Origin of the sequence: Oricola sp. (genome assembly GCF_022763245.1) — a bacterium.
GTDB lineage: Bacteria > Pseudomonadota > Alphaproteobacteria > Rhizobiales > Rhizobiaceae > Oricola.
In genome coordinates this window covers 167,113-190,142 of the sequence record NZ_JALEGV010000032.1, presented here as the reverse complement: position 1 = coordinate 190,142, position 23,030 = coordinate 167,113, and the positions used below count along the sequence as shown (strand labels likewise).

At 66.4% G+C, this 23,030-nt stretch carries 25 protein-coding genes; 7 read left to right on the top strand and 18 right to left on the bottom strand.

All coding sequences use genetic code 11. From position 1 onward, the window contains the following. The 3 genes from MRY80_RS14650 (at nucleotide 1) to MRY80_RS14640 (ending at nucleotide 2,512) form a co-directional block, all read left to right on the top strand. Nucleotides 1-168 carry a hypothetical protein gene (locus MRY80_RS14650; RefSeq protein WP_293291769.1) on the top strand — a complete coding sequence of 56 codons (168 nt, stop codon included), beginning with the start codon at nucleotides 1-3 and terminating at the stop codon, nucleotides 166-168. 231 nt (nucleotides 169-399) lie between these two features. After that, entirely contained in the window at nucleotides 400-1,599 is a 1,200-nt protein-coding gene (locus tag MRY80_RS14645; protein WP_293291768.1) for a multidrug effflux MFS transporter, read from the top strand. A 19-nt stretch (nucleotides 1,600-1,618) separates the two neighbouring features. After that, nucleotides 1,619-2,512, top strand: coding sequence for a DMT family transporter (locus tag MRY80_RS14640; RefSeq protein WP_293291767.1), 894 nt, complete (start codon nucleotides 1,619-1,621; stop codon nucleotides 2,510-2,512). Nucleotides 2,513-2,515: 3 nt separating this feature from the next. Here the strand turns inward: MRY80_RS14640 and MRY80_RS14635 are convergent, their stop codons facing one another. From MRY80_RS14635 to MRY80_RS14590, 10 genes are all read right to left on the bottom strand, one after another. Continuing rightward, entirely contained in the window at nucleotides 2,516-3,025 is a 510-nt protein-coding gene (locus MRY80_RS14635) for a contact-dependent growth inhibition system immunity protein (RefSeq protein WP_293291766.1), read from the bottom strand. An 82-nt stretch (nucleotides 3,026-3,107) separates the two neighbouring features. After that, complete coding sequence (locus MRY80_RS14630; RefSeq protein ID WP_293291765.1) at nucleotides 3,108-3,965, bottom strand: sialate O-acetylesterase; 858 nt, start codon at nucleotides 3,963-3,965, stop codon at nucleotides 3,108-3,110. Between the two features lie 115 nt (nucleotides 3,966-4,080). After that, nucleotides 4,081-4,374, bottom strand: a complete 294-nt coding sequence (locus tag MRY80_RS14625; protein ID WP_293291764.1) for a hypothetical protein — start codon at nucleotides 4,372-4,374, stop codon at nucleotides 4,081-4,083. Nucleotides 4,375-4,454: 80 nt separating this feature from the next. After that, on the bottom strand, nucleotides 4,455-5,234 hold the full coding sequence (cobM, locus tag MRY80_RS14620) for a precorrin-4 C(11)-methyltransferase (RefSeq protein ID WP_293291763.1): 780 nt from the start codon (nucleotides 5,232-5,234) through the stop codon (nucleotides 4,455-4,457). Next, nucleotides 5,231-7,066, bottom strand: coding sequence for a precorrin-3B C(17)-methyltransferase (gene cobJ, locus MRY80_RS14615; protein WP_293291762.1), 1,836 nt, complete (start codon nucleotides 7,064-7,066; stop codon nucleotides 5,231-5,233). The genes cobM and cobJ overlap by 4 nt, the downstream gene beginning before the upstream one ends. Continuing rightward, nucleotides 7,056-7,796, bottom strand: coding sequence for a precorrin-2 C(20)-methyltransferase (locus MRY80_RS14610; RefSeq protein WP_293291761.1), 741 nt, complete (start codon nucleotides 7,794-7,796; stop codon nucleotides 7,056-7,058). The genes cobJ and MRY80_RS14610 overlap by 11 nt, the downstream gene beginning before the upstream one ends. After that, nucleotides 7,793-8,995 (bottom strand): precorrin-6y C5,15-methyltransferase (decarboxylating) subunit CbiE, encoded by a 1,203-nt coding sequence (cbiE, locus tag MRY80_RS14605; RefSeq protein WP_293291760.1) that lies wholly within the window; start codon nucleotides 8,993-8,995, stop codon nucleotides 7,793-7,795. Before cbiE ends, MRY80_RS14610 begins: the two co-directional genes overlap by 4 nt. Beyond that, nucleotides 8,992-9,621 carry a precorrin-8X methylmutase gene (locus MRY80_RS14600; protein ID WP_293291759.1) on the bottom strand — a complete coding sequence of 210 codons (630 nt, stop codon included), beginning with the start codon at nucleotides 9,619-9,621 and terminating at the stop codon, nucleotides 8,992-8,994. The genes cbiE and MRY80_RS14600 overlap by 4 nt, the downstream gene beginning before the upstream one ends. A gap of 8 nt (nucleotides 9,622-9,629) precedes the next feature. Next, nucleotides 9,630-10,739, bottom strand: coding sequence for a sirohydrochlorin chelatase (locus MRY80_RS14595; RefSeq protein ID WP_293291758.1), 1,110 nt, complete (start codon nucleotides 10,737-10,739; stop codon nucleotides 9,630-9,632). A gap of 311 nt (nucleotides 10,740-11,050) precedes the next feature. Beyond that, on the bottom strand, nucleotides 11,051-11,479 hold the full coding sequence (locus tag MRY80_RS14590; protein WP_293291757.1) for a TerB family tellurite resistance protein: 429 nt from the start codon (nucleotides 11,477-11,479) through the stop codon (nucleotides 11,051-11,053). Between the two features lie 92 nt (nucleotides 11,480-11,571). On the opposite strand from MRY80_RS14590, the gene MRY80_RS14585 reads away from it, so the two are divergent. Next, nucleotides 11,572-12,357, top strand: a complete 786-nt coding sequence (locus MRY80_RS14585) for a TSUP family transporter (protein ID WP_293291756.1) — start codon at nucleotides 11,572-11,574, stop codon at nucleotides 12,355-12,357. Between the two features lie 21 nt (nucleotides 12,358-12,378). Here MRY80_RS14585 and MRY80_RS14580 read toward each other — a convergent pair whose 3' ends face one another. Beyond that, entirely contained in the window at nucleotides 12,379-13,362 is a 984-nt protein-coding gene (locus tag MRY80_RS14580; protein ID WP_293291755.1) for a hypothetical protein, read from the bottom strand. Between the two features lie 188 nt (nucleotides 13,363-13,550). On the opposite strand from MRY80_RS14580, the gene MRY80_RS14575 reads away from it, so the two are divergent. Continuing rightward, the gene (locus MRY80_RS14575; protein WP_293291754.1) at nucleotides 13,551-14,099 is read left to right on the top strand and encodes an isoprenylcysteine carboxylmethyltransferase family protein; all 549 of its coding nucleotides are present in this window, start codon (nucleotides 13,551-13,553) and stop codon (nucleotides 14,097-14,099) included. Between the two features lie 79 nt (nucleotides 14,100-14,178). Then, on the top strand, nucleotides 14,179-14,346 hold the full coding sequence (locus tag MRY80_RS14570) for a hypothetical protein (protein WP_293291753.1): 168 nt from the start codon (nucleotides 14,179-14,181) through the stop codon (nucleotides 14,344-14,346). 18 nt (nucleotides 14,347-14,364) lie between these two features. Here the strand turns inward: MRY80_RS14570 and MRY80_RS14565 are convergent, their stop codons facing one another. Genes MRY80_RS14565 through cobN form a run of 5 tightly spaced genes read right to left on the bottom strand, consistent with a single transcriptional unit; the run spans nucleotide 14,365 to nucleotide 20,821 of the window. Beyond that, nucleotides 14,365-15,615: an FAD-binding oxidoreductase gene (locus MRY80_RS14565; RefSeq protein WP_293291752.1), complete on the bottom strand. Its 1,251-nt coding sequence runs from the start codon at nucleotides 15,613-15,615 to the stop codon at nucleotides 14,365-14,367. 1 nt (nucleotide 15,616) lies between these two features. Further along, on the bottom strand, nucleotides 15,617-16,243 hold the full coding sequence (gene cobO / locus MRY80_RS14560) for a cob(I)yrinic acid a,c-diamide adenosyltransferase (RefSeq protein WP_293291751.1): 627 nt from the start codon (nucleotides 16,241-16,243) through the stop codon (nucleotides 15,617-15,619). A 12-nt stretch (nucleotides 16,244-16,255) separates the two neighbouring features. Continuing rightward, nucleotides 16,256-16,705: a GNAT family N-acetyltransferase gene (locus tag MRY80_RS14555; protein WP_293291750.1), complete on the bottom strand. Its 450-nt coding sequence runs from the start codon at nucleotides 16,703-16,705 to the stop codon at nucleotides 16,256-16,258. Beyond that, entirely contained in the window at nucleotides 16,702-17,133 is a 432-nt protein-coding gene (locus MRY80_RS14550; RefSeq protein WP_293291749.1) for a GNAT family N-acetyltransferase, read from the bottom strand. The genes MRY80_RS14555 and MRY80_RS14550 overlap by 4 nt, the downstream gene beginning before the upstream one ends. Continuing rightward, nucleotides 17,120-20,821 carry a cobaltochelatase subunit CobN gene (gene cobN, locus MRY80_RS14545; RefSeq protein WP_293291748.1) on the bottom strand — a complete coding sequence of 1,234 codons (3,702 nt, stop codon included), beginning with the start codon at nucleotides 20,819-20,821 and terminating at the stop codon, nucleotides 17,120-17,122. The genes MRY80_RS14550 and cobN overlap by 14 nt, the downstream gene beginning before the upstream one ends. Nucleotides 20,822-20,931: 110 nt before the next feature. Between cobN and MRY80_RS14540 the strand changes: the two genes are divergently transcribed. Then, nucleotides 20,932-21,318: a DUF1761 domain-containing protein gene (locus tag MRY80_RS14540; RefSeq protein WP_293291747.1), complete on the top strand. Its 387-nt coding sequence runs from the start codon at nucleotides 20,932-20,934 to the stop codon at nucleotides 21,316-21,318. A 19-nt stretch (nucleotides 21,319-21,337) separates the two neighbouring features. On the opposite strand, the gene cobW is transcribed toward MRY80_RS14540, so the two are convergent. Together cobW and cobU are read right to left on the bottom strand one after the other, a co-directional pair. Then, complete coding sequence (cobW, locus tag MRY80_RS14535; protein WP_293291746.1) at nucleotides 21,338-22,393, bottom strand: cobalamin biosynthesis protein CobW; 1,056 nt, start codon at nucleotides 22,391-22,393, stop codon at nucleotides 21,338-21,340. 3 nt (nucleotides 22,394-22,396) lie between these two features. Continuing rightward, nucleotides 22,397-22,918: a bifunctional adenosylcobinamide kinase/adenosylcobinamide-phosphate guanylyltransferase gene (gene cobU / locus MRY80_RS14530; RefSeq protein ID WP_293291745.1), complete on the bottom strand. Its 522-nt coding sequence runs from the start codon at nucleotides 22,916-22,918 to the stop codon at nucleotides 22,397-22,399. Between the last annotated feature and the right edge of the window lie 112 nt (nucleotides 22,919-23,030).

Below are 23,030 nucleotides of genomic sequence, written 5' to 3'. Positions count from 1 at the left end.
ATGATAAAGCTTCTCTATATATTCGCCCTTTGGCGCAAGCGCCGCTCGCCCGAGCAGCAGGAAGACAGGCGCAACGACGCGTTGTCCGATCCGGTCATCCGCAAGATGACCGCAGACGAACTCGCCGACCTGCCCTTTTCCTCGATGCGCGAACACAGCACCTGCTGAAAGCGCCCACACAATGAGGGGGCGGAGCGGCCCGAACGCCCCGGCCCCGAGCTTCCCGGGACAGCGCGAGCTGTTGCCATCCTGCATCGCCTTCGGGCAGAAGCGCGCGTGAACGCACCGTTTTCGACCGACGCGTCTGGTCTGCCGGATCGAACGGGTGTACGGGGACCATCTTCGGGCCATGCCGCCCGTTTCACCCGCTCACAATTCACCGTTCATCCGGAGGCGCTTATGCAGCCCGGTTTTTTGCGTTCCGCGATCACGCTTGGTCTTTTGGCGCTGGTCGGCCCCTTCGCGATCGACATGTATCTCCCGGCTCTCCCGACCATCGCGGATGACCTGGAAACCACCATCGCGGCGACCCAGACGACGCTGACCGCCTATTTCATCGCCTTCGGCGTGGCCCAGCTCGTCTACGGCCCCCTCGCCGACTGGATCGGGCGCAAGCGGCCCATCTATATCGGCCTTGCGGTCTTCATCATCGGTTCGCTGGCCTGCGCCTGGGCGCCGTCCATCGGCTGGCTGTCGGTCGGCCGGTTCGTGCAGGCGCTCGGCGCGGCGACGGTCATGGTCGTGCCGCGCGCCATCGTGCGCGATCTCTACACCGGGCGCGACGCGACACGGATGATGGCGCTGATCATGCTGGTGATCTCGGTCTCGCCGATGCTCGCCCCGCTGGCCGGCTCCGGGCTGATCGCGCTCGATGGCTGGCGCCTGATCTTCGAGGTTCTGGCCGGCGCAGCGATCCTCTCCATCCTGCTGACGGCGACGCAACTGCCGGAAACGCTGGCGGCCGACAAGCGGGTGCCCGTGCGCCCGCGCGTGCTCCTGGCCGGTGCGCGCACCTTGCTGACCGACGGCAAGTTCATCGGCCTGACCCTGATCGGCGGCTTCGGCATGGCGAGCTTTTTCGTGTTCCTGTCGACGGCCTCCTTCGTCTACACGGGTCAGTACGGGCTCGACTCGTTCCAGTTCAGCCTGGCCTTCGCGGTCAACGCGATCGGCTTCTTCGGCGCGTCGCAGATCGCGCCGACGCTTGGCGAGCGCTACGGCATGGCGCGCATGGTGCTGATCGCCACGGGCGGCTTTGCCGTAACCGTGCTGGTCCTCCTGGCCGTCACCATCGCCGGCTTCAACGCGCTGGGCGTGCTGATGGGGCTGCTCTTCGTGGGTTACGCGTTCTTCGGTCTCGTCATGGCGCCGGTCATGGTCATGGCGCTGGACGATCACGGCGACAAGGCCGGCCTCGCCTCGTCCCTTGGCGGCACGCTCCAGATGGTGTCGGGCGGCGTGATGATCGTCATCACCGCGCCCTTCTTCGACGGAACCTCGCTGCCGATGGTGACCGCGATCGCGTTCTGCGCGACGGCTGCCTTCCTGCTGGCGTTCTGGACCCTGCGCGCAGCGCCCCAGGCGGGAACCGCCGCCTGAGGCGTCACGAGCACGATCGATGAGCCCCTTTGAACTGGCGGCGCTTGCCGCCGCGATGACATGGGCGTTCTCCGCCGTCCTGGCGGCGGGGCCGTCCGGCGCGCTCGGCGCGATCGCCTTCAACCGGCTGCGCATGGGCATCGTCTTCGTGATTCTCGCCGCCTATGTGCTCCTCACCGGCGGCTGGCGCACGCTGGAGACCGGACACCTCCTGCCGCTGATCCTGTCGGGCTTCATCGGCATCTTTCTCGGCGACACGTGCCTGTTCGTCACGATGAACCGGCTGGGTCCGCGCCGATCCAACATCCTGTTTTCCACCAATGCGCCGATCTCGGCCCTGCTCGGCTGGATGTTCCTGGGCGAGACCATCGTGACGCAGAAGATCGTCGGCATCGCCGTCGTCTTCGCTGGCGTCGTCCTCGCCATTGTCTTCGGCAAGCGCCGGTCGCAGCTCGACACGTGGGAAACGGTCAAGGGCCCGATGGCGGTCGGCGTGACGCTCGGTCTTCTCGCGGCGTTGTGCCAGTCGGTCGGCTCGCTCATCGCGCGGCCGGTCATGGAGACCGGCGTCGATCCGGCCACCGCCTCGGCATTGCGCGTCCTCGTCTCCGTGGTCTGCCTGTCAGCGCTGATGGCGACCGGCATCCGGCAGGTTCAGGCAAAGACGGCCGTCACGATGCGCATGGCCGTGGTGATCGGCATCTCCGGCATCGCGGCGATGGGCATCGGCATGACGCTCGTCCTGTTCGCGCTGTCGGGCGGCAAGGTCGGCATCGTCGCCACCCTGTCGGCCACGACGCCGGCCTGGATCCTGCCGCTGATCTGGATCAAGACGCGCGAACGCCCCGCGGCAATGGCATGGGTGGGGTCGCTGCTGGTCGTCGCCGGTTCGGGACTGATCTTCTCGGCGTAACCATCAAGCCTCACCTGCCGCACGATTTAGAAACGCCGCGACATCGCTCATCGGCGGCCCCTTGAAGGCCTGATCCAGATTCTGGCTGACTAAGCCCTCCATGGCCTCCCTGTCCAATCCGGCTGCGTCCGCCGGATCATCCGTCAGGCACGAACAGAGGTCGTCTTCGATCAGTTGCCGCATCGCCACGACAGCTCGTTCGCATATGCTCTTCAGCGTTTCATGGGTATCGGCCCAGGCTGCTTCAGCGACGAAGCGGCAACGCAAGACCGAAAATAGCAAGTCTCCTGGATAATGGTCGCCCTCCGCGAGCGGATCCGCACGCAACCGGTCCAGTGCCATCGGCATCAAGATCGGCAGGCTGAGATTTTGCCCGATCATCACGCGCAGGTCCTCGACCGTGAATCGATCAAGGGGTTTCCGCCGCAACGCGTGACACGTTGAGACGAGACGGGAGGCAAACTCTGGCTCTCCCCAATAGTCCTTTTCGATGTCTTCGATTGATTGCGTCATCGCTGTCACTCACGTCCGGAACAAACCGAACCACGCATATCAGGGCAGGTCCAACGGCGTGCAATCGCGTCGCCACGAGGAATCAATCCTCGCGGCCCTCGATGATCGCATCAACCCATTGATCAGCGAAGGCGTCCAGACCTTCCGCAGAGAAATGGCACCGGTCGCGCCGGAAACGGTCATCCGTCAGGAGATCGGTGTTCGGCCCGCGCAGAACGTTCCCGTGACCGCGAATGATCTGATCCTGCACCGCCAGCAGCGCCTCGTCGACGGAATTGCCGCAATAGGACGCCAGCGAGAGATAGAGCGGCGCGGTGATTCCATCGGCCTCCAGGCGGTCCAGGAAACGCTCGAAATCAGCCCGGTAATCCGCGTCCGAGCGGTCGTGATGGTTCTGCTCGCCCTGATGGAACAGGATCCCGTCAACCCGGCCATAGGCTTCGGCAAGGCCGGCATATTGGCGCCGGAAGAACTCGTAGAGATGCCCTTCGCTCAACTGGGCGATCGTCTTGGACGAGAACCCTGTCGTCGCGAAAACCACGGCGTCGTATCGGCCCTCGTCGATCAGCCTGTCTCCGACCCTGCCCCAAACGCTGCCGCCGAACCCGTCCGCTCCGAGTGCCGGGTCCTCATAGGCATAGGTGACACCGTCGAGGAAATTGTAGACGGCCCCTCTCCGCACATATCCCGTCTCACCGAAATTGGCCGAATTGGATTGGCCATAGGCGATGAACACGCCGGTCCGCGCATCCTGCGCCGGTCTCGCGATCAATCGCCCACCGGTGTCGGTGACGCGCAGCACGCTCTCCGGCGCCTCTCCACGGACCCAGGCGATCGCCATGCGCGCCCGCCAATACGCGCCGCTCTCGCGGTTCGCCGCCATGGTCCAGCCAACGAAGCCGATCAGCAAAGCGCCGATGACGAGGAGCGTCTTTCGCATCGCGTTCCCTTCAAGCCCGCACACAGGCTAGCGCGGGAACGCAAACGGAAGGCTAATGCCGGACGCCATGCGCCGATGGGCATGGCCCCGCATGGGGGCCCAAAGGGGTCCAAGCCTATTTCTTCTCGCGATAGTGATCGTCGATATAGGTGATCGTGTGCTCGAAATCCTTCGAAAGCGCGTCCATGTCGCGCTGGACTTCGTGCCTGATCGCATCCCAGACCGAACCGTCATCCGCCGGCAGCTTGGCCTTCACGGCCGCCGCCTGCGCATGCAGGGCGTCCAAACGCTGGCGATGCTCCGGCGAGGCGCTCTCGTCGCTGCGAAACTCCGCGATCTTGGCGGCGAGGCTTTGCTGCAACGTCTCCAGCCGGTCCCGGAGGTCTTCCAGGCTTTCCTTGATCGTCATGGATCATTCTCCTTCTCACTGCGTGCGGCGGACCGCCTGCGAGAATGGACGATCGCGAGCGGCGCCCGCGATGACAGGGGTCAATCGCCGGACGCCTTCTTCTTCCCGCGATTGCGCAGGACATGGGAGAAATCGGAATTGTAGAGATCGCTGTCGCGAAACGCGACGTCGCCGAACACCTTGCCGACGAAGATCAGCGCGGTGCGGGTGATCTTGGCTTCGCGCACATGCTCCCGCATCTCGGCAAGCGTCGTGCGGATGTAGAGTTCGTCCGGCCATGTCGCACGATAGGCGATCACCACCGGACAATCCGCACCATAATAGGGCTCCAGCGCTCGGCGGACATAGTCGAGATTGCGGATCGACAGATGGATGGCGAGCGTCGCTCCAGACTGGCCGAGCACTTCGAGCTGCTCGCCTTCGGGCATGGAAGACGCCTTCATGCCGGTGCGGGTGACGATGATCGTCTGGGCGATCTCGGGAAGCGTCAGCTCGGCCTTCAGCTTGGCCGCAGCACCGGCGAAGGCCGGCACGCCCGGCACGACTTCATAGTCGATCCCCAGCACATCGAGACGCCGCATCTGTTCGGCGACCGCGCCATAGATGGAAGGATCGCCGGAGTGCACGCGAGCCACGTCCTGACCGGCGCCATGCGCCTTTACCATCTCCTCGACGATCTGGTCGAGATGCATCGGCGCGGTGTCCATCACCACCGCATCGGCCGGCGCGGCCGCGACGATCTCCTCCGGCACGAGAGAGCCCGCATAGAGGCAGACCGGGCAGCGTTCGATCAGTCGGAGGCCTCGCACGGTGATCAGGTCCGGCGCACCAGGCCCGGCACCGATGAAATAGACGGTCATCCGGCCTTCTCCATTCTGGTTTCCGCTTTGCCGGAATAGCCGCGCGGCGTGTAGACCCATGTCTTGCCGTCGCCCGTTGCAACCGTCCGGCTGTCGGACGACCCCACGACCACGACCGTCAGCATGTCGACGTCGTCGACATTCAGTTCGCCGAGCGGCACCACGCGCACCGTCTCGCCCTCACGGCCGAGATTGGTGGCGAGGATCACCGGTGCGTCCGCCGGACGGTGGGCCAGCAATTCGTCGCGCGCCCAGGCAAGCTGCGTGCGGCGTTTCTTCGACACCGGATTGTAGAAGGCGATGACGAAATCGCCCTCGCCCGCCGCCCGCACCCGGCGCTGGATGTCCGCCCACGGCGTCAGCAGGTCCGACAGGGAGATCGTGCAGAAATCGTGTCCCAGCGGCGCACCGGCCCGGGCGGCCGCTGCCTGCAGGGCCGATATGCCGGGCGAAACCGCGATGCCTATCCGTCGGGCCGCATCGCTCACGCCCTTCCGGTCGATCAGTTCGAACACCAACGTCGCCATGGCATAGATGCCGGCGTCCCCAGAACACACGAGCGCGACATCCCGTCCCTGCCCGGCGAGTTCCATGGCGTGGCGCACCCGGTCCTCTTCCTTGCCGAGGTCGAAATCGTGGCGCGTTTTTCCGGCCAGCAGCGGGCCGAGCAGATCCAGATACAGAGAATAGCCGACGACATCGCTGGAAACGGCGACCATGCGGCTCACTTCCGGCGACCGCCAGGCCTCCGAACCCGGCCCGATGCCGACGACATGCAGCCGCCCGCGCGCCCGTCCCGGAAGACCGGTGGAGACGAACGGAGCCGGTGCGCGGGCAATGGCACAGGTGGCGCGCGCCGATTTCCGCTTGGCGACGACCAGCGCGCCGTCAGTCCCGACCGCAGCCAGCGCCGCGCCTTCGGCGACACCGTGGCAGCCGACCTCCGCGAACACCACGTCGGACGGATTGGCGAGCCGCGGCGTTTCCGCCTCCAGCGTCGTTGCATCGAAGAACCGCGCCGGCGCGCCGAGACGATCGGCGACCGCATGCACCGCCGCCTCGTCGGCCTTCAGGTCGAGCGAGCAGACGGCACCGACGGCGCCCTGCGCCAGGCCGGCGTCGGCCATCGTTTCCGAGAGGAGCGCCCAGGCCTCGTCGGCAGAGCAACCCCGCTCGCAACCGATGCCGATGGCGAGCGTCTTCGGATGATAGACCAGCTGCAGCGATCCCGCTTCGCACGAACGGTCCGTGACGGTGAGCGTCACCGCCCCGTCGTCCCGCAATTCGATCCCGCTTTCCGCCAGCCAGTCAGCCGCTCCCTCCAGCCGCGCCGAGGCGCCGGCGAGCAATTCGGCCATGACGGGCTTGGCGTCCTGCGGATTGGCGAGCGAATACCCCTCCGGCGGGGCGTCCAGCGCCACGCCGAACCGCAGATCGCCCGCTGTCGTCACCGCCGCATGGCCGTCGAGCGCCGAGGCGATGCGCCGCGCCAGATCGTTGGCGCCATGATGCCCACCCAAGAGCGGAACGGCCGCCGATCCGTCTTCGGCCACTGCGACGACCGCCGGCTCGGAATGCTTGTCCGCGAGATGCGGCGCCAGGATGCGGATCAGCGCGCCCGAGGCCATCACGGCGACAATCGGCGTACCGGCGAGAAACAGCGCCTGCAGATGCGCCTTGGCGTCGTCGTAAAGAACCAGCCCTTCCGCCGCCCCTACACGGCTGCGCGCCCCGTGGATCGTCCCCCCGGTCGCCCGGCAGATCGTTTCGGCGACCGGCAGGGCCGTCTCCGACAGGATCACAATGGCAGGTGCCAACAACTCAGCCCGCATCGGCATCGCCTCCGAAGGGCAGAGTGCGGATCCACTCTTCGCCGCCCTTGTAGATCAGGATCATTGAGAAATAGGGCGCGGCATGCGCCGTAACCGATTCAAGCGGCAGGATTTTCTCCTCTTCGAGACTGACGCGTTCGCAATAGCCGGCAGCACCCATGACGCCCATCCGTTCGATCAGGGCGCGAACGCGCGGGAGATGCCGGCCGACTTTCATGATCGCCACCGCATCGGCGCCCGCGATCCGCTGCTCCAGCTCCGCGTCCGGCATCGTTCCGGGCACCACGGTGAGCACATCGTTGCGGGCGGCCAGCGGCCGTTTCAGCGCGGAAGCCGAAGCCATCAGCGAGGAGACGCCCGGCACGATCTCGGTGGAATAGCGCTGGCCGAGCCGCTCGAACAGATACATGAAGGATCCGTAGAAGAACGGGTCGCCCTCGCACAGCACGGCGACGTCCCTCCCCGCATCGAGATGGGCCGCGATCTCCGCCGACGCCTTGTCATAGACCTCGGCCGCAGGAAACCGCTCCACCCGCATCGGCACGACGATGGGGATCTCGACCTGCGAACCGGTCAGATACGCCGCCACGATGGAACGCGCGAAACTGTCGCCCGTGTCCGGCGCGGGATAGGCGACGACCGGCGCCGCCGTCAGGATGCGATGCGCCTTCATGGTGATCAGTTCCGGGTCGCCCGGCCCGACGCCCAGCCCGAAAAGCCTTCCGCTCATGCCGGCTTCACCCAGGCCCACTGCGTCACCGTCATGGACGGCTTCCAGCCATGAAACGGCCCGACCGGCTGCACGGTTTCCACCGCGATGCGCTGCAACTCGCCGCCATGCGCATTGAAGGCGGCGATCAGGACCGCCTCGCTTTCCAGCGTCACCGCATGCGCCACCAGCCGCCCCTGCGGCTTCAGCGCGTCCAGGCAATATCCGATCGTCTCGTCCGATATGCCGCCGCCGATGAACACCGCATCGGGTTGCGGAAGCCCTTCCAGCGCGTCGGGCGCGACCCCGTCGACCAGCCGCAGTTTCGGAGCGCCGAGCTTCAGCGCGTTCTCTTCGGCCATGGCGCGCCGCTTTTCCTGCGGCTCGATGCCGATCGCCCGCGCCTCCGGCCCCGCGCGCATCCATTCGACCGCCACCGAACCGCAGCCGCAGCCGACATCCCAGAGAATGCCGTCACGCACGGGAACGAGCTTCGCCAGCGCCAGCGCCCGCGGCGCGCGCTTGGTGATCTTGCCGTCATGCACGAAGGCATCGTCGGGAAGGCCCGTGCGCGGATGGATCTCCGCATCCGCGCCGGCAACGCACTCGACCGCGAGAACGTGGAAATCCGGCACGTCCAGATCCCAACTCTCCGCGACGCCGTCGAAGCGCGCCTCGTCCGGGCCGCCCAGCGCCGCCAGCACGGTCAGCTTCGACGGTCCGTAGCCGCGTTCGGCCAGCAACCGCGCCACCGTCGCGGGCGACGTCGCGTCCTTGGTCAGAAGCAGCAGCCGCGCGCCCGGCAGGAACCAGGGAATGATCTGCTCGGCGGCACGGCCGTGGACGGTCAGCGTCTCGACATCGGCCAGCGACCAGCCCATGCGGCAGGACGCGAACTGGAAGGCCGACAATTGCGGATGGAAGGTGATTTCCTCGGCCGGAATCCCCTTCAGAATCTTCGCGCCGACGGAAAACCAGAGCGGGTCGCCGGTCACCAGCACGACGACGCGCCTGCCCCGCTGCGCCATGATCTTGTCGATCATCGCGTCGAAGGGCGACGGCCAGGCGATCCGCTCCGCCGTCACGTTCGGCGCGAGGCTGTGGTGCCGGTCGCCTCCTACGATCACCTCGGCCTGCTCGACCAGCCGTCGCGCCTCGGCCGACAGCCCGTCCATGCCGTCCTCGCCGATCCCGACGATATGCAGCCAGCGTTCGCTCATGCCTCGATCCCTCCGGCGATTGCGTTCAGTGCCGCCGCCGCGATGGCCGAACCCCCGCGTCGTCCGCGCACGGTGACGAACGGCACCCGCGGCGCATGGGCGATCAGCGCCTCCTTGCTCTCCACCGCGCCGACGAAGCCGACAGGACAGCCGATGATCAGCGCCGGCGGTTCCGCGCCACGCGCCAGCATCTCCAGCAGGTGGAACAAGGCCGTCGGCGCGTTGCCGATGACGACGACACCGCCGGCAAGCCGGCTTGCAAGCGCTTCGATCCCGCCGGCCGAGACCGTCGTGCCGAGCGCCTTCGCCTGCTGCCGCGCCGTCTCGCCGCCCACTTCGCAGAGAACGGCAGTGTCCGCCGGCAAACGGCTTCGGATGATCCCGCGCCGCACCATCTCCACGTCGCAGACAATCGCCGCGCCGGCGCCAAGCGCATCCACGCCGGCGCGCACCGCGCCTTGCGCAATCACGATGTCATCGGCGAGATCGGTCATGCCGCAGGCATGGATCATCCGGATCGCCACCGACCGCTCGTCCGCGGCGAAGCGGGCAAGGTCAGCCTCGCGCTCGATGGTCGCGAAGCTCTCCCGATAGATCGCGGCAGGATCGCGGATATAGTCCAGCATCGGCCGCCTCAGCCCTTCGCCTTTTCCATGCTCTTCGGTCCGAGCGGATGGTTGGCATGCGGATAGGGATGATGGTGATGCCCGTGATCGTGATGATGGTGCCCGTCATCATGATCATGGTCGTGGGCGTGCACCGGCGTCCACTCGATCCCGTGTTCCTTGCAGAAGGCCTCGTCGCGGCACCGCCCGTCGCAATCGCCGTCGCAGGGGCAATTGGCGGGCGCCCCGCCGACGCCTTCGACATGATGGTGATGGCTTTCCTGCGCCTGACCGACCTCGGCCTCGAAACCGAGCACCTGCTCGCGGAACTTGCACATCTGGCAGTTCATCGTGTTGGTGCCGTCGAGGATCTCGCGCACCCGGTCGACGAAGGATTCGATCACCAGGTCGTGGTCGTTCAGATACGGCGCCTTGACGAAATCGATCTCCGGATGCTCCGCCGCAACCTCGTCGGTCTGCGAATAGATGCGCTTCACCAGAACGCCGGTGAACAGGAAATATGGGAAGACGACGATGCGCCGGTAGCCGAGCTTCGCCGCATGCTGCAGCGCCGGCTTGACCAGCGGAAAGGTCACGCCCGAATAGGCCGTCTCGCCCCAGCCGAAGCCCATGCCCTCCCACAGCATCCGCATCACCTTGGACACGTTGGAGTTGGCGTCCGGGTCCGAGGCGCCGCGGCCGACGACGACCAGCATGGTCTCTTCCATCGGCACGTCGGACAGATTGGCGTCGAGCGCCTCGCGGATACGGTCGCCGGCGGCGCGGATCATCTTCAGGTCGATACCGAGCTCACGGCCGTAATCGATTCTGATATCGGCGTTTTTCGCCTGGTAGCTGTTGAGAACCGAAGGCAGGTCGTTCTTCGCGTGGCCGGCCGCAAACAGCATGCCCGGCACGGCGAGCACATGATCGACACCCTTGGCCTTCAGCGCGTCCAGCCCCTTGTGAAGCACCGGATTGGCGAATTCGAGATAGCCGTATTCGACCGGCCATTGCGGGAACCGCTCGCGCAGGCGCGTCGCCAGCTTGGAGAACTCCTGGACCGCGTTCTGATTGCGGCTGCCATGGCCGCACACCATGATTCCGTAGCGCGGGCCCGCGTCGATCCCCTTCAGCATTGGCGGCCTCCCCGACCATGCCGTGCAACACGAGCGGGATGAGCGCGGCGATGCCGCCTTGGATGTTTCATGACATGTGTCCTTCGGGTCCGCGTTTCGTTATCGCCAAATGCGACGCTCGCCACGCCATGCGTGCGATCGCTCGGACCTCGCGGCAGTTCCTTGCTTTGCCCCCGGATTGGGTCGGCCGCAACGGACACCTCTCGGCCCCGATGCGAGCGGGGCACTGCCGATAACGGGCGGCACACTAGGCGCGCGGCCGCGGCGGGTCAATTCGGTGCGCGACGTGTCACACCGCAATTGCGACGGCGTCAGCGCCCCTTGCGGACTTCGGTGATGTCGAACCCGAGAATGTCGCCGATACGCGCCAGGAAACGCTCCTCGCGCTTGTCGATGTCTCTGTCGGCCTCGGCGATGGCGATCATGTGGTCGAGCAGCCGCTGGCGGCGTTCGAGCGGCAGGTCGGCGAAGGTGCCTGCCGCCTGCGCCGGGCTGATTTCGTAGGCGAAATCGCTCAGATAGCGATAGACGCCGTCCATGGCGTCCGGATCGAGCCCGAAGGAATCGCGGCAGATGCGCTTGAAGATGTCGAGCTCGCGCTGTCGGACCTCGCCGTCGGCGAGGATCACCTTGAACATCAGCAGCAATTCGGCGGTCAGGGCGGGGTCGTTGGCGACCATGCGCACCGCCTTCTCCTGCTCCAACCGGGACTTCAAGGCTTCAAGCCATGCCATGGCCATCGGGAAACATCTCCATTGCCCGGCCAGATTAGCCTGAGTCGGCGCTTGCGCAAATCGCCGCGCCGTGATCTAGCGCCGCAGGTTACTCCGCCATGTTCGAATTCTCGTCCGATCTCCTCGTCCTGCTCGTCCTCGCCGCATTCGTGGCGGGTTTCGTCGATTCCATCGCGGGCGGCGGCGGCCTGATCACGATCCCCGCCCTCCTCCTCGCCGGCGCGCCGCCGGTCGACGCGCTCGGCACCAACAAGCTGCAGGGCATGTTCGGCGCGGCATCGGCGACATGGTCCTACGCCCGCCACGGCCATGTACGGCTCGGCCCGCAAGCGCTTCCCGCGCTTCTCTCCTTTGCCGGCGCGATCCTCGGCGCACTCACGGCAACCGTGCTGCCGGGCAGGCTCTTCGGCGCGATCCTGCCGCTGCTTCTCGTGGCGATCGCGCTCTACTTTCTCTTGCGTCCCGGCCTCGGCGACATCGACCGCGCCCGGCGCATGACGCCCTTGCTGTTCGGCGCGACCATCGTGCCGCTGATCGGCTTCTATGACGGGCTGTTCGGCCCCGGCACCGGTTCGTTCTTCATGCTCGCCTATGTGTCGCTCGCCGGGTTCGGCCTGTTGAAGGCCACCGCGCACACGAAGCTCCTCAACCTCGCCTCCAATGTCGGAGGCCTCGTCCTGTTCGCCTGGGCCGGCGCCGTTTTCTGGAAGACCGGCCTCGTCATGGGTGTCGCGCAATTCGCCGGCGCGCAGATCGGCGCGCGCGTCGCCATGAAGGGCGGCGCGCGGGTCATCAAACCGCTTCTGGTGCTGGTTTGCCTCGCGCTGGCGATCAAGCTCGTCAGCGACCCGGCGCATCCGCTCAGGATCTGGCTCGGCCTTTAGCGGTCAGCCCCGGAGGTCGGGTCAGGCGAGGCCGCGGCGCCCGAAGGGCTTGGCGCTGCGCGGGCGCGTGCGCCGTTCCGCGCCGTCCCATCTCGGTTTGCGCCGCGCCAGTTCGGCCTCGTGCTCGTCCAGCGAGGCGTCATATTCGCATTCGTCCGCCCGGCGCACTTCCAGCGACACATGCGGCTCGTCGATCTCCGGCGTCGAATCCAGGTGGCGAACGATCAGGATGTCGCCCTTGCCGGGCGCAAAGGTCGCCAGATGCGGCAGGTACGCGCCATTGGCGTGACTGCGGGCGACGAAGGCGTGCAGCGTGCGCAGCACCCAGTCGACGGGCACCGGCGCTTCCTCAAGCACCACTTCCTTGCCGAGCAGGTCGAAGGCGCCGCGCGTCGAACCGCCGACGGCGCGGATGCCGTTGATCTGGCGGTTGCTGGAAAACGGCGTGACCTTGACGAAGAGATCGACCGGCTCCGTCTCGACCTCGCGGATGAACGGCCCCGGCTTGTAGAGCATTTCGCATCCACGCCAATGGATCGCGGAAGGCATCGCAATGCGGCTGACGGCGACCGCCGCGCGGGCGGCCAGAAGGCTGCGTGTGAAGCTCGTGTTCACCGGGCGCATGCCGAGCGCGTTGGCGACGGCGTCATATTCCGCCTCGACGACGATGTTCACCTGCGCATGGTGGTTGCGGATCACCCCTTCTGCCTCGGGGAAGTAGCGATGCAGCATCGGCCAGTCGAGCGCTTCGAAATAGACGGCGGGAGGGCGCGTGTCCTTGCCGATCTCGATGGCGAGCGTGCAGCCGCCGGTGATCATGGACAGATAGTGGGTGCTGCCGGCCGCGAGATCGCGCAGATCGGAGACGGTGGAATTGTTGCCCGCGGCGCCTTCCAGTCGCGCGACGAAATCGGCCGCGTCGAGCTGGGGCGGCTCGTCGTAGAGCAACGTGCATTCGGTCGCCGTTTCCAGACCGGACCTCTTCATTTGGGAAACAAAATTCATGTCCGCTTCCGTTCCTGCACCTCCATACAGGCAGAGTTTCAGAAGATATCGCAGTAGAATGACCGGAGGGTTAAGGTTTCCCGCTCAATTCTAGCTCCGGCAAATCCGGCAGGGCCTGTTCAGCGTAGGTTAGACGAAGCGGCAAGACCGCGCGCTTCGCCCATCGATCGATCCGAACCCGTCACGTCATGCCATTCGTTTACGCGCTGATCACCGCTACAAGCTGCATCGTCGTCGCACTCGTCGTGGCTTGGTCGAGTGCGAACCCCGATCGCTCGATCTGGCCGCCGACCCGCTTCGGCTGGCGCGCGCGCCTGGTGACCTGGAGCGTCACGACGCTCGCCATCGGCGCGGCCTACATGGCCGGCCGCACCAGCTGGAACGCCTGGAACTGGCCGGACGCCATCCGCTGGTATGTCGGGTTTCCGCTGGCATCCGTCGCCAGTTCCGCCAGTTCCTGGGCCATCATGAAACTCGGTCTCGACCAGTCGATGGGCGCGAACCGTCGCCTTGTCACCGACGGCATTTTCGCCATCACACGCAATCCGACCTATCTCGCGAACGTCGCCCTGTGCGTCGGCTGGACATGCCTCGCCGCCTCCTGGCCGGCGGCGATCGGCGCGGTTTCACTGGCAATACTCTATGTATTCGCCGTGCCGCATGAAGAAGAGTGGCTGTCGCGGACTTACGGAAAAGACTATGCGGCCTATCGCGAATCGGTCAGGCGCTGGCTATAGATCAGGAGGTTGATGCACGATCACATCGCGCCGTCATCTCGTTGCGCTTGATGGCAGCATAAGCGGACAGGAGAGCCCCATGAATCTCAGCGCACCCACCCAGCTCGTCTTCATCATCTCGATCTTCCTGGCGGTGATCTCGATCCTGATCTTCATCGGGTCCTTTTCGATCGGTGTCCCGTCTTTCTGGCTGATGTTCGTGGCCTATATCGTGCTGGTCGCCGGAACCCTGTTCAAGGGCATCTGAGGCCGCATTCCGCAGGCCTCAATGGCCCTTGAAGCGCTCCGCGGAATAAGGCGTCGGATCGGCATAGGGCGTTTCGCCCGAGATCATTTGTGCGATGAGTTCGGCCGTCGCCGGGCCGAGCGTGAAGCCCTGGTGACCGTGTCCGAAATGCAGCCAGAGGCCCGGCATCCCCGGCGCCGGGCCGACAACCGGCAGCATGTCCGGAAAGACCGGCCGCGATCCGAGCCAGGGTTCGGCGTCGAGGCTTTCCTCCAGCGGGAACAGGTCGCGGGCCCGCGGCAGCACCTTCTGCAACTGGATCGGCGTCTTCGGCGCGTCCTGGCGCGCGAATTCCGCCCCCGAGGTGAGCCTTAGCCCGCGCGCCATCGGCGCGATGACGAAGCCGTATTCGGAATCCAGCACCGGCCGCGACAGCACCGCATTGCCCGCCGCCTTGAAATGCTCGTGATAGCCGCGCTTGACGCCCATCGGCAGCTTCAGCCCCACCACGTCGAGCATGCGCTTCGACCACGGGCCGAGCGTCACGACGACCTGGTCGGCCTTCAGTTCGCTTCCGTTCGTCTTCACCGTCCACGTCGCGCCGTCGCGCGTCACGCCGGCGATTTCCGCCTGGACGAACTCGCCGCCAAGCTTCTCGAAGAGCGCGGCGTAGGATTTGACCAGCGCACTCGGGTCGCTGCAGTTCCACGGGTCGCGATAGTGAAGCGCGCCCTCCAGCGCGTCGGTGCGCAGATGCGGCTCGAGTTCGTTCAGATCTTCCATCGAGATCATGTCGGCGCCGAGGCCGAGATCGCGTAGTTCCTTGGCCTGCCGCTCCGCTGCCGGAATGTCGCCCGCATCGCGAAACAGGCGCAGCCAGCCGCGCTTGGCCACGAGGTTCGTGGACCCGGCCTCCTCCATCAGCGCCTGGTGCGCTTCCAGGCAATTGGCGTAGATCGGAACGTTGGCGGCGAAGGTCTGCGCCGCGCGCTGTGCGTTGGACGACCGGAAATAGCGCCACAGGAACGGCGCGACCGCTGCCAGCGAGGAGATGTGATAATCGGCGTCCGTGCGCTGCTTCAGCGCCACCTCGATGACGGATCGAAGGTCACGCGGAAAAAGATAGGGATGCAGCCCCTCGCGCTGGATCAGCCCGGCATTGCCGTAGCTGGTCTCCTCGCCCGCGCCGCGGCGGTCGACGAGCGTCACCGCCATGCCGCGTTTCACGAGGTGGATGGCTGTCGCCACGCCGACCATGCCGGCGCCGAGAACGAGAACGTCGCGCTTCAATTCAAAACTCCACGCCGATCTGGGCCTTGATGCCCGAACGGAATGGATGTTTGACCAGTTCCATCTCGGTGACAAGGTCGGCCGCCTCGATCAGGTCCTCATGCGCGTTGCGTCCGGTCAGCACCACATGGGTCATTTCCGGCTTCTCGCTCTTGAGAAACGCCACCACCTCGCCGGCGTCGATATAGTCGTAGCGGATCGCGATGTTGATCTCGTCGAGCAGCACCATCGTGTTCGTCTCGTCGCGGATCAGCTCCTTGGCCTTCGCCCAGGCCGCCTGCGCCATGGCGATGTCGCGTTCCTTGTTCTGGGTCTCCCAGGTGAAGCCCTCGCCCATCGTGTGGAACGAGCAGATGTCCGAGAAGCGCTCCTGGATCAGATTGCGCTCGCCGGTCGCCATGCCGCCCTTGATGAACTGCACCACGGCGCATTTGCGGCCATGGGCGATGTGGCGGAAGATCATGCCGAAGGCCGCCGTCGACTTGCCCTTGCCCTTGCCGGTATGGACGATGATCAGCCCCTTTTCGCCGGTCTTTGTGGCCATGATCTTGTCACGCGCCGCCTTCTTCTTCGCCATCTTGCTGGCGTGACGGTCGCCGTCATTGTCCCGCGCGGTGTCGTCGCTCATTGCTGCAATCCCTCAATCGAAAATCTTGGCGAACCAGATGCGTTGCGGATGGCCGCCCGCCGCCGGCAGGCGACCGAACTCGGTGTAACCCATCTTCTCGTAGAAACCCGGCGCCTGGAACTCGTAGGTGTCGAGATAGATGCCGGAAAGCCCCTCTGCTCGCGCATGCGCCTCGGCTTCGCCCAACAGCCGCCCGCCGGCCCCCGTCTTTCGCGCGTCCGGAGCCAACGCCAGGAGCTTGACGAAGAACCAGCCGAGCTGCGCCCACCCGTATAGTCCGCCGATGACGGCACCGTCGCCGTCGCGCGCCGCGAAGCCCACCGTCTGCGGATCGAAGGGCGTTCCGTTCACCGCGGCATGATCGTCGAGCATGTCGTCCAGCGTCTTGGCGAAACCCTCGTCCTCGCCCTCGAATTTCACGATCTCGATCATCCGTCCCGGTCCCGTATCCGTCGCCGTCATGCCGGCCGCGCGAGCAGCTTCTGGAACCAGATGCGCCGGGGATGTCCCCCGGCCGCCGGCAGCCGGCCCAGTTCGGTGTAGCCGATCTTCTCGTAGAAGCCCGGCGCCTGGAAATCATAGGTGTCGAGATAGATGCCGGCGAGCCCCATCTTGCGCGCGACCTCCTCGCCGCGCTGCATCAGTTCCGCGCCGACGCCGCTGCCGCGCGCATCCGGCGCCGTCGCCAGCATCCGCACATTGAGCCAGCCGAGATGGGCCTTTCCGGAGAGGCCGCCCAGCAGCTTCCCGTCCCGTGTCGCCCTTATGGCGACGTCGGTTTCCACGAACGGACTGCCCGCCTCCTTCGAATGCGTTTCGAGCAGATCGACAAGCGCATCGTCGAGATCCTCCGACGCGCCGTCAAGGACGGTGATTTCAATGCTGCCCATGCGTCCTGCCACCGATTTCATTCAACGTGAACATCGCCGAATTGCTCTTCGGGGTCCACAGCCCGCGCTCGATCGCCTCCAGCAGCCGCTCCGCCATCTCGCGCAGCGCGTCCGGGTTCTTCTCGGCGATGAAGTCCTGCACCGTCTCGTCCATGAGATAGGCCTGGTAGACGGCTTCGAAATGATGGTCGCGGACCGCGCCGGTCGTCGCCGCGAAGGCGAACATGTAGTCGAGCGTCGCCGCCATCTCGAAGGCGCCCTTGTAGCCGTGCCGCATCACGCCGGCGATCCATTTCGGATTGACGACACGCGCGCGCACCACCCGGCCGATCTCGTCTTCCAGCGTGCGCACGACGGGCCGTTCGGGTCGCGAATGATCGTTGTGGTAGACGGTCGGCCGCGCCCCTTTCAGCGTTTCGACGGCGGCCGTCATGCCGCCCTCGAACTGGTAGTAGTCGTCGGAATCGAGCAGGTCGTGCTCGCGATTGTCCTGGTTCTGCACGACGGCCTGCACGCCCTTCAGCCGCTCTTCGAAGAGGCCACGCTCGGCGCTGCCCTCCGCCTGCGCGCCATAGGCGTAGCCGCCCCAGACGAGATAGGCCTCGGCGAGATCGGCACGCTCGGCCCAACCCTTCTCGTCGATCAGCGCCTGCAGACCCGCGCCATAGGCCCCGGGCTTGGAGCCGAAGACGCGGTAGCCCGCCCGGCGCGCGGCGGATTGCGCGTCTTCGCCTTCGGCGGTCAATCGCGCCGTCTCGGCCCGGATGCGCGCGGCGACCGGATTGTCCGCCTCGTCTTCCTCCAGCGCGCCCACGGCTCGCACCGCCTTGTCGAACAGCGCGATCTGGTCGGGAAAGGCGTCGCGGAAGAAGCCGGAGATGCGCAACGTCACGTCCACCCGTGGCCGCGCGAGCTTCGCGACGGGGATGATCTCGAAGCCCGTCACGCGCCGCGATATGCCGTCCCAGACCGGCTTGGCGCCGATCAGCGCCAGGGCCTGCGCGATGTCGTCGCCGCCGGTGCGCATGTTGGACGTGCCCCAGGCCGTCAACCCGAACGAGACCGGCCACTCGCCGTGATCCTGCGCGTAACGCGTCACCAGCAGTTCGGCCGATTTGCGCCCCAGTTCCCACGCCGTTTCGGTCGGAACGGCACGGCTGTCGACGGAATAGAAATTGCGCCCGGTCGGCAGGACATCCGGCCGCCCCCGCGTCGGCGCGCCGGAAGGGCCCGGCTCCACGAAACGCCCGCCAAGCGCCGTCATCAGCCCCGCGATCTCCGCCGACCCGCAGGCTTCGACAGACGGCCGCAGCCGCGCGTCGACCCCCGCCAGAACCGACAGCGTCCGCGCCCAGTCGCGCGGGCATTCGATCTCCCCGCCGACCAGCCCGGCCGCCAGCAGCTCGATGCGCTCCACCGTATCGCCTGCCGTCCGCCACGGATCGTCCGTCACCGCCTGCAGCATGTCCGGTCTCGGTCCGGCCCACGCCTCGCCCATCGCGCAATCGAGCGGATCGAAGCCCAGCCCCAGGTCGTCGGCGATCGCCCGCTGCAGGCTGGCATCCGCCCCGTCGCCCAGCCCGCGCGGCACGCGCGCCAGCGCGGTGACGAGATCGGCCAGAAGCCGGCCCTCCGGCGCGCGGCCGAAGACATGCAGCCCGTCTCGGATCTGCATCTCCTTCAACTCGCACAGATAGGCGTCGAGCTTCTCCAGCGCCGCGTCGGCCTCGTCGCCTCGCGCGATCCCGGCATCCTGGTCGAGACCGATGTCGCGCACGAGTTCGAGTATCCGTGTCTTGAGCAGCTTCAGCCGCCGCGGATCGCCGCCCGCCGCCTCGTAATACTCGTCGACCATCCCCTCCAGGTCCTTCAGCGGCCCGTAGCTCTCGGCCCGGGTCAGCGGCGGCGTCAGGTGGTCGATGATCACGGCCGAGGTCCGGCGCTTGGCCTGGGTGCCCTCGCCGGGGTCGTTGACGATGAAGGGATAGGCATGCGGCAGCGGGCCGAGCACGGCTTCCGGCCAGCAGCTCGCTGACAGCGCCAGCGCCTTGCCCGGCAGCCATTCGAGATTGCCGTGCTTGCCCATGTGAACGACCGCGTCGATGTCGTGGACGGCCCGCAGGCAGGCGTAGAAGGCGACATAGCCATGCGGCGGCACGAGGTCCGGCGAATGGTAGGTCTCCTTGGGATCGATGTTGTAGCCGCGCGCCGGCTGGATGCCGACGAAAACCCGGCCGAACCGCGTCAAAGGCAGCGCGAACACGCCGTCACGGTAGAACGGATCGGCCTCCGGCGCCCCCCACCGCTCCGTCACCTGTTGCTGAATCAGATCCGGAAGGGTCGCGAAGAAGGCCTTGTATTCACTAAGCGAAATCGTTTCGCGGATCTCCCGCCCGTCGGCCGCCGCATTGGTCGGCCCCTTCTTCAGGTGGTCGATCAAAGCGTCGCCGTCCGCCGGGACGTCGCCCACCGCAAAGCCCGCCGCCGCCATGGCGCGCAGCGCTTCGACCGTGCCCGCCGGCGTGTCCAGCCCGACCCCGTTCGCAAGCCGGCCGTCGCGGTTGGGATAGTTGGCGAGAACGATCGCGACGCGCTTGTCGGCAGCGTCCTTGCGGCGCAGCCGCACCCAGCGCGCGGCAAGGTCCGCGACGAAGTCCGCCCGGTCGGCAAGCGGCTCGTGGGCGACGATGTTGCACTCGGTCGCCGCGTCCCACACATGCGCGCTCTTGAACGAGACCGCCCGTGACAGCACGCGCCCGTCCACTTCCGGCAGCGCGACATTCATCGCGAGATCGCGCGCATTCAATCCCTGCGGCGACGCGTCCCAGGTCTCTTTAGGCGAACTCGACAGCACCACCTGGATGACCGGCGCGCCATCGCGCTCGAGAACGGTCGGCTTGCGGTCCGCACCCGGCGCGGAGACCGCGAAGCCGGTGGCGTTCAGCACCACGTCCGGCCTGTGGGTGTCGAACAGCGCCTCCACGGTCGCCGCCGAAACGGGATCCTTGAGGCTCGACACATAGACCGGCAGAACGCCAAGCCCGCGCGCGGCCAGTGCCTGCGCAAGCGCCTCGACGGGCGCCGTCTGCCCGGCTTGCAGCAGGGCACGATAAAAGACAATCGCAACCGTGCCGCGTTCGCCCGGCACCGGTGCTCCGAACAGTCCCGCCTTCAACAGCGGTGCGGCTTCGCGGTCGATCACCCGTCCGGCGAGGACGTCTTCGCAGCCCTCCAGGAAACCCCGCGCATTTTCCGCCCCGCCCTCGATAAGGAACCGCCAGAGCGCGTCACAGTCCCCCGGCTCCACCGTGCAGAACCGCGCCAGCCCCGGATCGGGCTTGTCGTCGCCCGGCAGCACGGCCAGCCTGACGCCATGCGCGACCGCCGCAGCGTGGATCGCCTCGATCCCGTAGGGCCAGTAGCCTGCACCGCCGAGGATGCGGATAACGATCAGCCTGGCGTGCCGGCCCGTCCGCTCGATCCAGGCATCGACCGACATCGGGTGCTTCAACTGCAGGAGATTGACGAGGCGCAGCGACGATCCCTCGTCCCGGTCGATGGCCGCGAGGCTCGCCAGTTCGGTGTCGGCGGCCGACAGGACACAGATCTCCCCCGGCGTCTGGCCGAGATCGACCGCCTCGCCGTCACCGTCCGCAATCGTTCCCTTCTGGGCGAGCAGCAGATGCATCAGCGCCCTCGCCTGCCGTTTGGTAACGCGCTTGTGTGTTGCCTTCCGCCCGGCCTCCGCCAATACTCAACCATGGGGTTGAATGACGTCACCAAGCGAGGGGAATGATCATGGGTGAAATCACGATGGGTGTGAGCTGGATCGGCGTGATTGTCGGCGCGATCGCGGCATTCCTGGCAGGCTGGCTCTGGTATTCGCCGATGCTGTTCGGAAAGACCTGGGCGGACGGCCATGGCATCGAGATGGGCACCGCCCAGACGATGCCCGTGGCCGCGATGGTCACGCAGCTTCTCGGCCTCCTGTTGCTGTCCTGGTTCGTCGGCGTGACGGCCGTCGAGAGCAAGCTCCTGACCTTCGTGCTGGCGGTACTCGCCTTCTGCGTCCTCAACACGTCGGGAAGCCTGTTCGCCAAGAAACCGCCGGCCGTCATCCGCATCGAGGTCGGCTACTGGATCGTGGCCGCGATCGTGATGTTCGTGGCCCAGGCGATTTTCTGACAGCGGATAGAGCATCGCCTCATCCGGCGGCGTCTGCGATGGCGGCGCCGATCGCGGCCTGGTCGATGTCGTGCAAGCCGATGACGACCAGCTTGGTCGCTCGACTCTCGTCCGGCCGCCAGGGCCTGTCGAAATAGGTCTCGATGCGCTGGCCGACGGCCTGGACGACCAGCCGCATCGGCTTGCCCGGAACGTCGCAGAAGCCCTTCAGGCGCAAGACGTCGTGGCGCGCGATGATTTCCTTCAGCCCGGCGACGAAGGCGTCGGGATCAGCGATCGCGCCGGCGGTGGCGACGAAGCTTTCGAATTCGTCATGGTCGTGATCATGATCCTCGCCCGTCTCGTGCTCCATCTCGTGATGCGACTTGCGCAGCGCGATCTGGTCCTCGGTCGCCGAATCGAGGCCGAGCAGCACGTCGGCGGGCAACCGGCCATGCGTCGCGTGGATGATCTTCAGCGGCCGGTCGGTCTGCCCCGCGACGCCCGCGCGCACGCTTTCGAGCCGCGCCTCGTCGATCAGGTCGGCCTTGTTGAGCACCACCATGTCGGCGGCCCGGATCTGGTCCTCGAACAGTTCTTCCAGCGGGCTTTCGTGATCCAGCGCCTCGTCGGCGGCGCGCTGCGCCTCCAGCTTGTCATGGTCATCGGCAAAGCGCCCTTCCGAAACGGCCGCCGCATCGACCACCGTGACGACGCCGTCGACCGTGACCGCCGTCTTGATGCCGGGCCAGTTGAAGGCGGCGACCAGCGGTTGCGGCAGGGCGAGGCCCGAGGTTTCGATGACGATGTGGTCCGGCCGGTTCTCGCGCTCCAGCAGGCGCTCCATGGTCGGGATGAAATCGTCGGCGACGGTGCAGCAGATGCAGCCATTGTTCAGTTCGACGATGTCGTCCTCCGAACAGGTGTCCACGCCGCAGCCCTTCAGCACCTCGCCATCGACGCCGAGATCGCCGAACTCGTTGATGATGAGCGCGATTTTGCGACCGCCGGCATTCTCCAGCAGGTTGCGGATCATGGTCGTCTTGCCGGCGCCGAGAAATCCGGTGATGACGGTGGCGGGGATCTTCGTTTGCATGGTCTAGCCCTTCATTTTGAGCGGCAGTCCGGCTGCCACGAAATAGACTTCATCCGCCAGCGCGGCGATTTCCTGGTGCAGGCGGCCGGCATGGTCGCGAAAGGCCCGAGCCATCGCGTTGTCCGGCACGATGCCGAGCCCGACCTCGTTGGAGATCAGGACGACGGGCGTGGTGGTTGCACGCAGCGTTGCGCACAGGCCGGTGCTGCGCGCGGCGATGTCGGCGTCCGCCATCATCAGATTGGTGATCCAGAGCGTCAGGCAGTCGACCAGGACCGCGCGGCCCGGCTGCGCCTCGCGGGCGATCGCGCCCTCCAGATCGTCCGGCTCCTCGACGGTGGTCCAGTCAGGTCCGCGTCGCGCGACATGGTGGCGGATGCGGTCACGCATCTCGTCGTCATAGGCGCGGCTCGTCGCTAAATAGAGAGGCGTCAGGCCGCTCTCTGCGACCATTCGCTCGCCAAAGGCCGATTTGCCCGACCGCGCGCCGCCGAGCACGAGCGTCACGCCGGCGATGGCCGGCACGGCGTTTGCAGTCGCAATGTCGTTTTCGGACGGAATGATCCGGCTCCCGCATCTCGCATGGCGGTTGCCCCGTTCAGACTGAGAATCTCCCCCCGAGAGTGCGCCGCATCCG